This window comes from Paenibacillus sp. FSL K6-4396, assembly GCF_038002525.1.
GTDB lineage: Bacteria > Bacillota > Bacilli > Paenibacillales > Paenibacillaceae > Paenibacillus > Paenibacillus amylolyticus_B.
On record NZ_JBBOCR010000001.1, the window covers coordinates 6,615,851 to 6,630,690 of the forward strand.

Sequence of the window (14,840 nt, forward strand, 5' to 3'; positions counted from 1 at the left end):
ACATCTTAATCGCTATCCTTTTTCCATTGTTTGATCTTCTGTTCCAAGCGTTCAATCAGACCCGCATCTGCTTCGTCCAGCGCATCCAGCATATGATTCAATGCCAAAGCTCCGAATTCATCCACCAACTCATGTGACAGTTCCTTGGATTGGTCGTTCATAAACTCCTCCTTGCTCTGTACCGGTTGGTACAAAGATGTTCTGCCCTTTTGTGACTTTCCGAGAAGTCCCTTGTCTACGAGCCGGTTCATCACGGTCATGACTGTATTAAAATTGACGTCTTTGTCTTGTTCAAGTGCAGTCTGCACTTCACGGATGCTACTGCCAGGACGAGCCCATAAAATGTCCATAATCTTGGCTTCCAGCGGACCGAAAAATCGGTTGAGCCCACGCTCACCCACTTTGAAATTCTGTATTCTCATGTTCTGACACCCCTCACACTACCCATTGTAGTGCCATCAAATGAGAAGTCAACCTCTATGTCAGCTATTTTATGTAAATGATTTGTAAATTTGTTTTCCATTTCAGTAAAAATGGCCAAAGACCGGGAGTTCCGCACGTTTGCGGTTCTGCCCGGTCTTCAACGAATATTAGTCCGTATGATGTTGTAGAACATGGTCAAAATGTGCTTTATTTTCCATCCTGTGACGGCATATGTGCAGAAATATCCACGCCGAGTCCATGAGCCAAACGTCCGCCAAGTTGCCCATCCGCCCGGAAGAAGTGGCATAGAGCACGCATTTGAATATCAACAGATACGCCCTTAAGGTCATTGATCAGATTATCAAGCAAATGCTGCTGCTCTACAGGAGTAAATGAACGGAAAAGCTCCCCTGCCTGTGTGTAATCATCCGTCTTCTCGATTTTCTCTCTTGTAACATGCCCTTGCAACGGAACCTGACTGTCCCGGTATGCCGGATCTTCTTGCGGGCTGTTTCCTGAACTGTTGGGTTCATAGTTCACCGGAGATGGGTCCTGATTCACATTCATGAGTCCATCACGCTGATGATTACGAACGGGTGCGTACGGGCAATTCACCGGAATTTGTAAATAGTTCGTTCCAAGCCGGTGACGCTGTGTATCTGGATAGGAGAATAGACGTCCTTGCAGCAATTTGTCTTCGGAAGGCTCAATTCCTGGTACAAGCGCACTAGGAGAAAAGGCCGCCTGCTCCACTTCAGCAAAGAAGTTTTGTGGATTCCGATTCAGGGTCATGGTGCCCACCGTATGGAATGGCAATATATCTTCAGGCCAAGTTTTGGTTGGGTCGAGTGGATCAAAAGAAAAATCATCCATTTGCTCAGGCTTCAGGAGCTGTACCTGAAGCTTCCACTGCGGGTATTGCCCGTTCTTGATATGTTCATGCAGATCCCGGGTAGCATGATTAAAGTCTTGCCCCTGTACCTCGGCAGCTTCCTGACGTGAAAAGCCGCGAACCCCTTGTGCAGACTCCCACTTATATTTTACATAGTGGACCTGCCCCTGTGCATTAATCCATTTGAAAGCATGTACGCCGAAACCATCCATCTCCCGATAACTTGCTGGTGTGCCCAGATCTGAGAACAACCAGGTCATCATATGTGTTGATTCAGGTGAGAGGGTCATAAAGTCCCAATAACGAGCAGGTTCCTGAATGTTTGTATCTGGAGCTGGCTTCAGGGAGTGAACCATGTCGGGGAACTTCAACGCATCACGAATGAAGAACACAGGCAGATGGTTGCCGACGAGATCATAGTTGCCTTCCCGTGTGTAGAATTTGACGGAAAATCCACGTGGATCTCGTGCAGTCTCTGGTGATCCCGTACCATGAATAACGGTTGAAAAACGAACCAGCACATCCGTCTCCGTACCCTGATTTTGCAGGAAGTCCGCTGTTGTATAAGCCTTCATACTTTGCTCTAGCGTGAATACGCCATGAGCACCTGCTCCTCTCGCATGTACGACTCTTTCGGGAATACGTTCACGGTCAAAGTGGGCTATTTTCTCAATGAGATGGTAGTCTTCAAGTAGTGTCGGCCCTCTTCTGCTTGCTGTGCGAGAATTCTGGTTATCACCTACAGGTGCTCCCTGATTCGTAGTCATACGTTCTGTCATCATATCGTCCTCCTCAAATGGGTCTCACGGCTGTTATATATCTACTATTAAAATCATATTCGGCATCGGTTTAAATATACATTTAGACTTGATCTAACTGTTAAATTGATTCTAACATGTCCTACTCCACTCTTGCATGAGGTTCACATGAGATTAAGATGAGGTTCTTCAACACTTCATGAATGAACCATGAACATGTTTTTAAGGGAATGATTCTGATCTGCCTATTTTTAGGGAGTACCCGAAAAAGCATGAAGTGAAAGATAAAATATGGGCAAAAAAAAAGCGGACTAATCCGCCAGGCGGTAGCCCACTCCTCTTACTGTTACAATATATTGCGGCGAAGACGCGTTATCGCCCAATTTTTTGCGCAAGCTTTTGATATGAACATCGACCACATTACTTCCACCCGTAAAATCCGTCTCCCAGATATCGCTGAGCATTTCCTCACGGGAAATGACTGCACCTTTGGCATCAATCAGCTTGAGTAAAAGATCATATTCGGTCTTGGTTAGATGAATCCGGTTATTATCGCGCTGCACACTCATCCGTTCACGATCAAGCCACAGATCTTTAAATCCGATACGGTGCCCTTCCTCAGGCAAAAACCCACGGTTGGGCAACGCAGGACTGTTGCCAATCATGCGCTGCACCCGGTATAGAGCTTCCTGCGGGCGTGCAGGCCAAACCAGCAATTCCTCTTGAAGCATCGGTCCACTCGCGCTACCAATCATCTTCTCACCAACCAGATACAGACAAGGGGTTGTATGCTCAGCCTCACGATTCAATCGGCTGCTAATGCCGGCAAATGCATCGATAGTTCCGGCCACAGACAGGTCATAGATCAACAGATCAAAGACAAGACGCTCATGCAGATCCGGTTCCCAGCGATGAAAAACCAGTACATCAAAGCAGCTATCCGTTAAGGCTTTTACCAGTTCATGAACCTGCCCCGGCATCGGGCTGATCAGAATAACACGCCGTGTAACAGGACAATTGTCCACAAGCGGTGCTGCATCGGACAAGGCTGGTTTAACCCTTAGGGGTAAACGGCGGCCAGGCAGTTTTATTTTTACTTGATCCGTTTGTTTCTGCATTCCCCGCAGACACCTCCAAAGACCACATGAGCATGATCGATTGCATATCCGGTTTCTTCAGCTACCTGTTTCATCCATTGTGGAGGAACCTCTGTCAGCACCTCGTCCACTTTGCCGCACACTTCACACATAATGTGCTGATGATCATCCATACGGGCATCGTACCTGCTTGCTGTCTCTCCGAGTTTAAGTTCCCGTATCAATTCTTTGTCCGTCAGATAACGAAGAGAATTATACACCGTACCATAGGCCAGATTATATCCTTGTTCCACGAGTCGATTCATGACATCAGCAGCTGTCGGGTGATCCTCTGAATGGCGCACCACATCATATACCGCTTGCCGTTGTATCGTCAAATTTAAAGTTCTCACAACCATTTCTCCTTTATTATTGATCCGTTTTATATAAAATCAGACACTGATCTTCTACTTATGATGGTCTTCCCAAAAAGAAGGAATACATTTTGATTTAGATTAAGTATAAATCTCATTGCATATTGAAGTCAATATCACTCTAACATCCTGTATATGCAAATAAAACATCTTTCCCAGCAATCCCCTCATAAATTTGGGATAATATGGTTCGCTACAGCACCAATTTTCAGATAAAATATAGGGATGTGCGTAAAAAGGGGGAATGTCGGTTGTTTAGCACTTTTTTCATTAATATCTGTGTCATGATTACGTTTATGTATGTGTCCGGGATCATCGCAAAGTTCTATAGTATCCGATTGCCTTTTCCCTCGTTACGTGTTCAGTTGATCGGCGGCTTATTATTCGGTATATATGGCACAGTACTCATGAACTATTCTTTCCCTCTGAACGAAACTACGATTGTAGATCTACGGCATCTGGCCATCGTTACGGCAGCGGTATATATGGGAGGATTGGCTTCGGTCGTTACGGGACTCATGATCTCGGTCCTTCGTATTCTGATGTTCGGCTTATCATCCTCTGCCATAGATGCAGGATTTGTCATGACTCTGATCGGACTGTCCGGTGTATACTTCGCCTATGCTCCCTGGTCCAGACTGACCAAAATAATTACAATGAATCTGCTTGGCATGACATTAATCTTTATCATCCTTATGTTGAATACAGACAGCATGAATTCATTAATGAAGATATATCCGTTACAAATGACAATTTCCTTTGCCGGTGGATTGTTTATCTATTTCATCGCAGAATTCATTAATAAATCCAATGAAATGTTATTTCTATTGGAAAAAAGAGCATCTACCGATCATCTTACCAACCTGAGCAATCGACGACAGTTCGAAAAATCACTTCAACTGGAACTCCAGCGTGCGAGGGATTACCAACAGAAGCTTTCCTTGCTTGCCATTGATATTGACCGATTCAAAAAGGTAAATGACACCTATGGTCATTCCGCCGGCGATGCAGTCCTGAAGCAACTTGGACAACTGCTCGTTGAGCATGCACGTTCTGCTGATATCGTGTCACGAAACGGTGGGGAAGAATTCGCCATTCTCTTGCTCGACTGTGGGCACCGTCAGGCCGTGGCTACCGCCGAATCTATCCGACAGGCTGTAGAGAAATACCATTTTGCTCTGCCCGACGGACACACGACACGTCTAACCATCTCCATTGGTGTAGCCGTGTATCCCGATGATTGTGATGATCATGACGATGACGATTTCTTCGAACAGGCCGACCGTGCTTTATATGAAGCCAAGAATACAGGGCGTAACCGTGTGTGTGCCTTAACTTTTCGCTCCTTACCTCTTACACTTTAAAGTAAGATCTAACCTTTCAACGTTCTCCAAAAAAGGGATGTCTCGTCCGCCTATTCAGGCGCACAGGACATCCCTTGCTTTATGGATTATTACATATCATCTCAGCTTGTGTACTGACAGGAGATCAAGCAAGGATGCTCTCAATCTCCTCCACAATGGCAGCATCCAGCTTCACGCCAGATGCAGCCGCGTTCTCTTTTACCTGCTCGGGACGACTCGCCCCTACAAGTGCACTGGATACATTGTTTTGGCGCAGAATCCAGGCCAGGGCCAGTTGGCCAACCTTCAGATCCAGCTTGTCCGCCACTTCAATCAGTTGACGAACTTTCCCGATACGATCCGCATTGATCTTTCCTTCGTCCCATCCTAACTTGGCAGCACGGCTATTCTCTGGGATATCGGAAACGGACGTATATTTCCCGGTCAATAGACCTTGAGCAAGCGGGGAGTATACAACTTGTCCGATGCCTTTACGCTCGCCGAGCGGGATAATTTCATTTTCGATATAACGGTCAAACATGTTGTACACCGGCTGATTGACCACGATACGATCCAGAAGCAGACGATCTGCTGTACCCAACGCAGCTTCCATCTGAGCCGCTGTCCACTGGCTGACGCCTACATATAACACTTTGCCTTGGCGTACCAGATCATCGAGCGCGCGGAGTGTTTCCTCAATTGGTGTTTCGGTATGATAACGATGGCAGTAATAGATATCCACATATTCAACGCCCAGGCGCTTCAAGCTGGCTTCACATTGCTCCTTGATATGTTTGCGAGACAACCCCTGGTCATTCGGACCATCGCCCATTTTGCCAAATACTTTGGTTGCAAGTACATAAGAGTCACGGGAGTACGCTTTGAGCGTCTGCCCCAGCAATTCTTCTGCTGCACCCCGTTCGTATACATTGGCAGTATCAAAAAAGTTAATGCCTTCATCAAATGCAGTTTCAATTGATTTCACCGCATTCTCACGTTCCACATATCCTCCGTACGTCAGCCAGCTTCCCAGGCTGATCTCGCTTACTTTCAGTCCGCTTCCACCTAATCTGCGATAATCCATTGATTGCATATCCTCCTCTGTTGGTTATAAAGATGAAGTTCACTTTCTATTGTAACGTAACCAGCTCGGAATAAAAGGGCTTTGGCTCAGAAAATGGAAAATGAAAAAAAGCGCACCTATAAGGTGCGCCGAATAAAGATCTATGATCATGATTTAAGGCAAAGTAATGCTCAATGCATTCAACAGATCAGCCTGTCTGACCGGCTTGGTCAGAACAGCATCAAAGGCTTCTGCTTCATGCAATTCAATATGCATCCCATAAGGAACAAGAACAATGACGGGCAGATTCTCCAGTCGCTGTTTCAGTTCATGTACAAAATCGACCGCGCCGCCTTCCAGTAATCCCACATCCACAACGGCTACATCAGGCATAAACCCTTCCTTGATCCAATCATGCGCTAATGTCACACCCGAGGTCATGTGTACATCCATCTCCCACCTGCGCATCAGGGAAGAGACGCCTTGCAAAATGTCAGGGTCCTTGGCAAGTAACACCTTTTTGCCTTTTAAACGCTGCTGAACACTTGCGAGTTGAGGTAACTCCCAGTATCTGCGCAATGGAAGGGAGATGTTGAATTCCGTCTCATTTTCCTTCACACTACTCACCTGAATACGGCCATGCATGAGAATGGCAAGATTCTGGCTTACAGCTAAACCCAGATTACTTCCAATCAGTTTTTGGATATTCAAATTTTCATCTTGGCTGTTAAAGGTTGGTGTCTTCTTGTCCGATAACATCTGACCCGTGTACTTCACCTTGAGCTGAAGTGTACCGGTCTCCTCCAATTCTTCTCCGTTCACCACTGCTGTGATCAGAACGGAACCTTCACGCGTTGAATCGAGAGCATACTGAATGACGTGTGCAAGCAACTGTCCAATCTTGACTTCATCACCAACAAACACTTGAGATACATTCAGTTCAAGATTTAATCCCAGCTCAATGTTCTTGCCCGTCGCAATCCCGGCATAGAGATACACGGTATTCTCAATGGTGCCTACCAGATCAAACGGATCATCATGTATAACCGTTTTACCTGCTTCATTAATGTTGAAATTCATCATATTATTCAGCAAGGAAAGCAAAATATTTCCGCTTGTCTCAATCATGTTCACATATTCGGACTGCTCCTCAGGCATATCCGGTGTGCGCATCAGATCTGTCAGTCCCAAAATACCGTTCAAGGGATTGCGAATCTCGTGACTCATTAGCTTCAACATCTGTGTTTTGGTCATAGCCTCAGATTCGGCACGTTCTTTCTCTGCCTGGAGCTGCTCTTGCATTTGTTCCGAATCACTCAATTTCCGCTCCTGAACATGCAACGTGCTTTCCAGATCAACAACATAACCCAGGAATACAGCCATCGCCTTCAGTGTCTTCATATCAGTTTCGCTGATGATATAACCAGGATCATCCATCAGACAGATGGTACCAAATGTTTCGCCCGATCTTCTCATAATAGGCACGCCCACGAAAAAGCGATTGCCTAGTCCGCTCGTAACGCCCATGGATCGTGTCATCGGATGTTCACATGTATCCTCGATCGTAAGAACGCTACCTTTGTCTTTTAAGACCAGGCTGCAATATGAATCCGTAAATGGAAGTGCACTGCCTTTAACAATTAGCTCTTCCGTACGATTAAAGGCTTCCAAAATGAAATTTGTCACCCCGTCATTCGTGGCAACAAAGATGGTATTGACCTTCAATATACCGCTTAATACATCTACGATATGGGCCGCAGCTTCCTTTATATCTTCATAGAAGCCTCTCGTAATGCCTTCTGCCGTCCCCATGATCCACCCCTTTTGTCTTAGCTGCACTTTCTAATCTGTATATCAGAATGTTTAATCACGTACAAGGGTTCATCAAGAATCCGAATAGCTGTCACAATCTATACTTATATGATTAACACCGTAGAAGTAAAAGAGAATCATTCTGCCTGCCGATAGCCCGTTGTCGGACAAAAGCAGGTCTTGAACTGATCGTTTAAAAACGGAAAATGTATTGCAAATCGCCTTTTCAGATTGATTAAAGTCCATCTTGTCCGACTTCGTATAATTATCCTTGCAGGCAACTAGCAATTATACGCTTCTACTCAGACTTTGGGAACCTTTATCCGCAGCAATTAAAGGAAAGTCCATTTTGTTCTGTAAGCTGTGTGATCATTATCACACCCAAAAAACCACATATAGTTTATAAATGGATAATACGAATCTACATATAGTATTTAACGTGAATTGAATGATACCAAAATCATTTTAGGAGGAACCTTACATGAACATGCTTGAGTATGCCACTCCACCGGCATCCGATCCATTATCCGACCTGGGAAGACGAATTATTGGCGCAGAAGACGCCGATACGCTGAGGGAAAATGCAAATCTGAACGGGGACTCCTTCAGCGGTAAGATGAGCAGGCTCGGTTCGGAGACCGCCAAGTGGCATGCTCTGCGTCATGTGTTGCCGGAAGAGCTTGCCCAAGCTGTGGAGAACGGAGATCTGTATGTACACGATCTGGATCAGTATGCACTTGGAACGACCAACTGCATCTTTATCCCGTTTGACCGTCTCCTTGCTTCAGGTTTCAATACAGGCAACGGATCCGTTCGCACACCTCAGACGATCATGTCTGCAATGGCCCTGGTTGCGATCATCTTCCAATCCCAGCAGAACAGTCAATATGGCGGTGTATCGGCCAATAAGATTGACTGGGATCTGGCCCCTTATGTACAACGATCATTCCGCAAACATTATCGCAAAGGACAACGGCTCTTTGGTGAAAATGTTCTGATCGGGGATGAACAGGTTCATCTGGATAGCATCGAAGCGAAGAATCAATGTCCACGGGCATATGCCTTCGCCTATGAAGAGACTGAATTGGAGACAGGACAAGCTGCTGAATCACTGATTCATAACCTGAATACGATGAGCAGCCGGGCAGGTGGGCAGATTCCATTTACTTCACTGAACTATGGATTATGTACGTCAGCAGAAGGCCGGTTGGTATCACGCTCATTGCTGGAAGCAACCATTCGTGGCCTGGGCAACGGGGAGACTCCCGTGTTCCCTCAACATATTTTCCAATGTAAACAGGGGATCAATCAGGCTCAAGGTGAGCCGAACTATGATTTGTTCCGGCTCGCAGTCACCTGTTCATCCCGGCGGATGTATCCTAACTTTGTCAATGTGGATGCCTCTTTCAATCTGCCTTTCTATCATCCGGAAGATCCGGATACGATCATCGCAACTATGGGATGCCGCACACGTACACTGGCTGACCGGTTTGGTCGCAATCGTCAAAGTGGTAAAGGTAACCTGTCCTTCAACACCATTAACCTCGTGAAGCTCGGCATCCGGTTTGGCATCTGCCAGGGCAACAGAGCGGTTGCTGATCGGGCGGGATTCTACACTGCACTGGAATCCGTGATGCAAAATGCTGCGCATGGTCTGTTGCATCGGTACCGTATCCAGACTGTTCAACCTGCTAAGGCGTCAGATTTCATGATGCGGGAGGGTGTATGGGAAGGCGGGGAGCAACTTGCTCCGAATGAACCCGTTGGGGATCTGCTCAAACATGGTACGTTATCCCTGGGTTTTATTGGCCTGGCAGAATGTATGACAGCTCTCTATGGACGCCATCATGGACAGGACCCTCATGTACACCGCGAAGCGCTCAACATTATTCGGACCATGAGAGAGTTCTGTGATCGGATGAGCGAGCAGCATAACTTGAATATCACCCTGTTTGCCACACCTGCTGAAGGGTTGTCCGGCAAATTCACGAAGATTGATAGAGAACGATACGGCCTCATTGCCGGGGTTAATGATCGTGAGTATTATACGAACTCATTCCATATCCCGGTATACCACACTCTTCCAGCTTATCGGAAGATTGAACTGGAGGCCCCATTCCACACTTTATGTAACGCGGGTGCGATCTCCTATGTGGAGCTTGACGGAAACGTTCGGGCCAACACCACAGCTTTCCTGCGAATTGTGCAGTATGCACTGGCGCAGGATATCGGTTATTTCTCCATTAATCATCCGATTGATCGCTGCCCTGCATGTGGATATGAAGGCGTCATTGGGGATGTATGCCCAGGCTGTGAAGCCCACGAGAACCATGTACACTTCCAGCGATTACGCCGCGTAACTGGCTATCTGACCGGAGATTACAAAGTACGCTTCAATGCTGCGAAGCAGGCCGAAGTGCGGGATCGGGTGAAACACCGGTGAATCTATATGGTTACATTCCGGAATCGGTGAATGAAGGGACGGGTCTGCGTGCCGTGTTGTTCATCAGCGGATGTCGTCACGCCTGTCCGGGTTGCTTCAGTCCGGATTCATGGAGCTTTCGAGCGGGTGAGCCCTTTACAGAGGAGCGGCAGCAGCAGATTCTGCATGAAGTGACGACCCATCCGTTGCTGGATGGCGTTACGTTGTGTGGTGGTGATCCCTTTTTCTCGGCAGCAGAATGTACGTCCTGGGTCCAGCAGCTCCGCGCTGCACGTCCTGATCTGACGGTATGGGCCTACACGGGATTTGAATATGAAGAATTGATCACCGACCCTGCGAGAGCAGAGCTTGCCCGGTTATGCGATGTGATTATTGACGGTCGATACGTTGAAGCGGAGCGTGATGTCTCTCTGCCCTTCCGCGGCAGTCGAAATCAACGATTGATTGATGTCAGTGCAACAATAGCCACTCAAACCATCGTTACAATGCAGCTCAGTATGCTGTAAACATTGGTTTTATTCCCCTCACCAACTAACAAGGCACGGGTCCCCAGCGGACTCGTGTCTTTTTGGCGTATAGCGGTCTGCTTTAAGAAATAGGATTTATCCATTCTCTCTATTTTCTTCTCTATTGCATGACGATATATTATATAGGTAGTTATTAAGTTAGCATTTAAAATTTAACCGTTTACATAAGGTAACCAGGGAGGAATCATCTTTTATATGGATATTGTTCAAGCATTGATTACATGTATGCCTTTCTTTCGAGATACGATTCGTCAGGATGTAACCCTCTCCGTTATTGATCATGAGAAATTCCTATATTTCTCAGCAGGGGAATCGTTAAAACAACTAAATTATCAACCCGGCGATCCTCTATTGGATGGAAATCGAAATTTTGCTGATCTCAACGGCGGTACAGTCAAACGATTCGATCACTACCCTAAAGATTTATTCGGGGTTCCTTTTGACGTGGCTTTTATCCCCATTAAAAATGAACAAGGTGAAGTCATCGCCCTGTTTAATCTGCTCTACAGTATGGATGACCAGGACCAGCTGCAACAACTCATGGATGTTACCGAAAATCTGACCAACCAGTTAATTGACAGTGTACAGCATGTAGCTGCCCACTCCGAGGAACTCAGTGCTACCACCGAAGAGATCCGGAACAACTCCAAACAAGCCGTACAGAAATCAGGAAATGTCACTCAGGTCGCCAGTTTCATACGTGAAATCTCCGAACAGACCAATCTGCTCGGCTTGAATGCAGCCATTGAAGCGGCTCGTGTAGGTGAAGCAGGTGCAGGTTTTGGCGTTGTTGCCAAAGAAATTCGCAAACTGTCTGTGGATACCAAGGAAGCCACTGCACGTATTGAAGATTCTCTTCTATCCGTTCGGCAATCCATTCAAGGCATGGAGAATGAACTGGGTGAGATCACTGCAAGCTCCCAAGAGCAGGCTGAACTCGTAAACAATTTCATGAGCACAATTGAGCAGCTGAATGAAACCAACAAACAATTGAAGCACTTTGTGCAAAAAATGATTACGTTTGACGGAAAATAAAATACGTGAGATAGCAAAGCATTTTGTATAATTCTAATGTTACCGCTCAGGATAAAAGAGTTGGACAGGAAGAAGCATCCTGATCCAACCAGCGTATAGACCAACAAAAGCCTCCGAATGCATTCGGAGGCTTTTTCATTAGCTATTCAACTTAACGAATCTCGAAGTGACTGATACGTACACCTGCCGACAGCACAATGTATACATCCTGCGCGCCTGATGCACCTGTGAGTTCTGCCTTCACGGTAGACCACTGCTGGGCTTCACCTTGTACCAGTTCCACACGTCCTGCGAGTGTACCATCCGGTGAGCCGAGTCGAACTTCCAACACAGCGCCTGCTTGTTCTGCGGAGACACGCGCTTCAATTGCTGCTGCCCCACTACCCAGATCGGCATCCTTGAAAGCAATCCATCCTTGCTCTCCAACTACACGGACAGCACTTCCGCCCTCTTTGCTCTCATCCAGATCAACACCCAGGTAAGCATCATAATTCTCAGCACGAGTAGCCACACCCAGATTACGGGCAGGGATCGTCTCTCCTTCTACCGTCAGGTCTGCAACCAGCTGGACATCAGAGGATGACTTGGCAACCATGATGGAGTAAGTTCCACTTTCCACGACATACCGATCACGAGTTACATCCCAGATTGCCAGTTCCTGAACAGGCAAGGTGAAGCTGACTTTAGCTGTACCTCCCGCTTCAATATGAAGACGACGGAATCCTTTTAACGTTTTGAGTGGACGTTTCACCCGGGATTTGCCTGCACGAACGTACAACTGTACAACCTCGTCACTGGCAATTGAACCGGTATTGGTTACATCTACAGTTACCGTAACGCTGCCCTCTGTACCCACTTGAGCTGGGCTAAGTTCCAAATTGCTGTATTTAAACGTTGCATACGTCAGACCATGTCCAAACGGATACAATACATTACCTTCAAAATATTGATATGTCCGACCGGATTGAATGATATCGTAATCCTTGATGTCGGTCAGTTGATCTGCGGATTGTACCCATGTCATGTTCAGACGGCCGGCCGGCGCATAATCGCCATACAATACGTCAGCTACTGCGTTACCCAGTTCCTGTCCTGCGTGTGAAGTGTACAATACTGCCGGGATGTTCTCCTGAACCCAATTCGATGTGAACGGATAACTACCCACGATAACGACTACCGTGTTCGGGTTTGCGGCATAGACCGCCTCAACCAGACGTTGCTGGGATTCGGCCAGATCCAGACTTGGACGATCAATCTCTTCTTTCCCGTTTACAAGCGGATTATTACCGACAAAGACAATCGCCGTTTCCGCAACCTTGGCAGCTGCTACCGCTTCCTCCAGTCCATTCACAACCACATCCTGCTTGAACGTCTCTGTGGCACCGAAGGTTTTCAGTTCTTCGGACACCGCAAATGCATCGTTTCCACCATTTGGTGCAGTCACCGTTTTGCCATTCCATGTGGTGAGGCCTACACTGCCATCCTCTTGTGGCAACAGGTGGAATACTTCCTTCACGAACCAGCCATACACTTCATCTGCGGAAGCCGTTACGGTCTCTTCATCAGTCGTTAAATATTTGCCGTTGCTTTCGGCCTGCAAGGTATAACTTCCGAAGCCCCAGTCGGACACCATGAACGTCTCCGCTTCTCCCGATGCAATAACAGGTGATTTCTCACCATCCGCCAGTCCAATCTTCTTCCCATTGGCTACGGAAGTTAACGTGATGCGATCATTTCCATCCTTGAACGATACTTTATCGCTGCCTACTTTGCCACGGATCGCCTCAAGCGGGGATACGTTATACGGCATGGTGCCTGCATACCAGTCACGATAGACCGTTCCACCCAATTGACCAATCACAGCCACTTTACCAGCTTTTGTTTTGTCCAGTGGGAGCGTGCCTTTGTCGTTTTTGAGCAATACTACTTGTTCTCTCGCGGCTCTGAGGGACAATTCTTTTGCTTTCTCCGTCATCATGGACTCTTCACCAATAGCAGCGTACGGGTTGCCTTCTTCCGGATCGAACTCACCCAGGCGGAAACGCACACGGAACGTATTAAACAACGCCTTGTCGATGTCATCCATCGTGAGTGTACCTTGTTCCAATCCTTCACGCAGGGCCAGTTTGGACAGATCAGCATCATCGGTGATGCTATCAATTCCTGCCTTCACAGACTCTACCGTACCTGGTGTGTGGGAATCATAGTATTTATGATCATTCTTGATGCCCATGACGTCGCCTGCATCACTGACAACGAAACCATCCATGCCCCATTCGCCTTTGACAATCTCGTTCACAAATGGATGCAACAACGCTGGCGTACCATTAATGGAGTTGTACGCAGTCATCATGGACTGTGCGCCGCCTTCCTTAAATGGCTTCTCGAACGCTTTAAGATAATATTCACGCATGTTGCGCGGATCAATGCTGGACGAACCGCTTCCACGATCCACTTCGTTATTATTCGCAAGGAAATGCTTCAAGGTAGCGACCGCTTTGTAATACTTCGGATGGTCGCCCTGAATTCCTTTGACCAATGCTGTTGTCAGCTCGGCTGTCAGTTCCGGATCTTCACCATACGCCTCTTCATTCCGTCCCCAGCGCGGGTCACGTTCCATATCCACTGTAGGTGCCCACAGCGTAAGACCGTTCACTGCCGGATTGCGTTTATAAAATACACGTGCCTCGTCTCCGAGCACGGAGCCAATCTCCTTCATCAGATCCGCATCCCACGTGCATGCAAGCCCCACTGGTTGCGGGAAAGATGTTGCTTCGCCAAGCCAGGCCAAGCCGTGTGCCGCTTCTGTTCCGTGTTTGTATGCAGGTACACCCAAGCGATCTACTGCTGGCTGATATTGCAGCATGGATTCAATTTTTTCATCTTCCGTCAAGCGGGATACAAGATCTTTCACGCGTAAGTCTAACTCTAGTACTGTATCTTGAAACGGATATTTCGTTTGGTTGGTCGTCATATGGAATCTCCTTTGGTTATCGGTAGTTAATTAAAATGATAGCGAATACATATCTAACAA

The 14,840-nt window shown here is 47.0% G+C and carries 11 protein-coding genes; 4 read left to right on the forward strand and 7 right to left on the reverse strand.

All coding sequences use genetic code 11. The features are described 5' to 3' along the window. Window positions 1-5: 5 nt before the first annotated feature. From MHB85_RS28885 to MHB85_RS28900, 4 genes are all read right to left on the reverse strand, one after another. Window positions 6-422: a BlaI/MecI/CopY family transcriptional regulator gene (locus MHB85_RS28885; RefSeq protein ID WP_091012749.1), complete on the reverse strand. Its 417-nt coding sequence runs from the start codon at window positions 420-422 to the stop codon at window positions 6-8. Window positions 423-630: 208 nt separating this feature from the next. Continuing rightward, window positions 631-2,094: a catalase gene (locus MHB85_RS28890; RefSeq protein WP_341074082.1), complete on the reverse strand. Its 1,464-nt coding sequence runs from the start codon at window positions 2,092-2,094 to the stop codon at window positions 631-633. Between the two features lie 290 nt (window positions 2,095-2,384). Beyond that, entirely contained in the window at window positions 2,385-3,191 is an 807-nt protein-coding gene (locus MHB85_RS28895; RefSeq protein ID WP_091012746.1) for a winged helix-turn-helix transcriptional regulator, read from the reverse strand. Continuing rightward, a complete protein-coding gene (locus MHB85_RS28900; RefSeq protein WP_091012745.1) occupies window positions 3,167-3,562 on the reverse strand; it encodes a Fur family transcriptional regulator in 396 nt (131 codons plus the stop codon). Before MHB85_RS28900 ends, MHB85_RS28895 begins: the two co-directional genes overlap by 25 nt. A gap of 272 nt (window positions 3,563-3,834) precedes the next feature. On the opposite strand from MHB85_RS28900, the gene MHB85_RS28905 reads away from it, so the two are divergent. Next, the gene (locus MHB85_RS28905; RefSeq protein WP_091012743.1) at window positions 3,835-4,947 is read left to right on the forward strand and encodes a GGDEF domain-containing protein; all 1,113 of its coding nucleotides are present in this window, start codon (window positions 3,835-3,837) and stop codon (window positions 4,945-4,947) included. Between the two features lie 124 nt (window positions 4,948-5,071). Here the strand turns inward: MHB85_RS28905 and MHB85_RS28910 are convergent, their stop codons facing one another. Next, entirely contained in the window at window positions 5,072-6,010 is a 939-nt protein-coding gene (locus MHB85_RS28910) for an aldo/keto reductase family protein (protein WP_047840782.1), read from the reverse strand. A gap of 153 nt (window positions 6,011-6,163) precedes the next feature. Continuing rightward, a complete protein-coding gene (locus MHB85_RS28915; protein WP_091012741.1) occupies window positions 6,164-7,801 on the reverse strand; it encodes a hybrid sensor histidine kinase/response regulator in 1,638 nt (545 codons plus the stop codon). A 481-nt stretch (window positions 7,802-8,282) separates the two neighbouring features. Between MHB85_RS28915 and MHB85_RS28920 the strand changes: the two genes are divergently transcribed. The 3 genes from MHB85_RS28920 to MHB85_RS28930 all read left to right on the forward strand — a co-directional run bounded on the left by MHB85_RS28920 (window position 8,283) and on the right by MHB85_RS28930 (window position 11,806). Then, entirely contained in the window at window positions 8,283-10,244 is a 1,962-nt protein-coding gene (locus MHB85_RS28920; protein ID WP_091012739.1) for an anaerobic ribonucleoside triphosphate reductase, read from the forward strand. Continuing rightward, window positions 10,241-10,750 carry an anaerobic ribonucleoside-triphosphate reductase activating protein gene (nrdG, locus tag MHB85_RS28925; RefSeq protein WP_091012737.1) on the forward strand — a complete coding sequence of 170 codons (510 nt, stop codon included), beginning with the start codon at window positions 10,241-10,243 and terminating at the stop codon, window positions 10,748-10,750. The genes MHB85_RS28920 and nrdG overlap by 4 nt, the downstream gene beginning before the upstream one ends. Window positions 10,751-10,966: 216 nt before the next feature. Beyond that, on the forward strand, window positions 10,967-11,806 hold the full coding sequence (locus MHB85_RS28930; protein ID WP_091012735.1) for a methyl-accepting chemotaxis protein: 840 nt from the start codon (window positions 10,967-10,969) through the stop codon (window positions 11,804-11,806). A 151-nt stretch (window positions 11,807-11,957) separates the two neighbouring features. On the opposite strand, the gene MHB85_RS28935 is transcribed toward MHB85_RS28930, so the two are convergent. Continuing rightward, the gene (locus MHB85_RS28935; protein ID WP_091012734.1) at window positions 11,958-14,780 is read right to left on the reverse strand and encodes a glycoside hydrolase family 3 C-terminal domain-containing protein; all 2,823 of its coding nucleotides are present in this window, start codon (window positions 14,778-14,780) and stop codon (window positions 11,958-11,960) included. Window positions 14,781-14,840 lie beyond the last annotated feature (60 nt).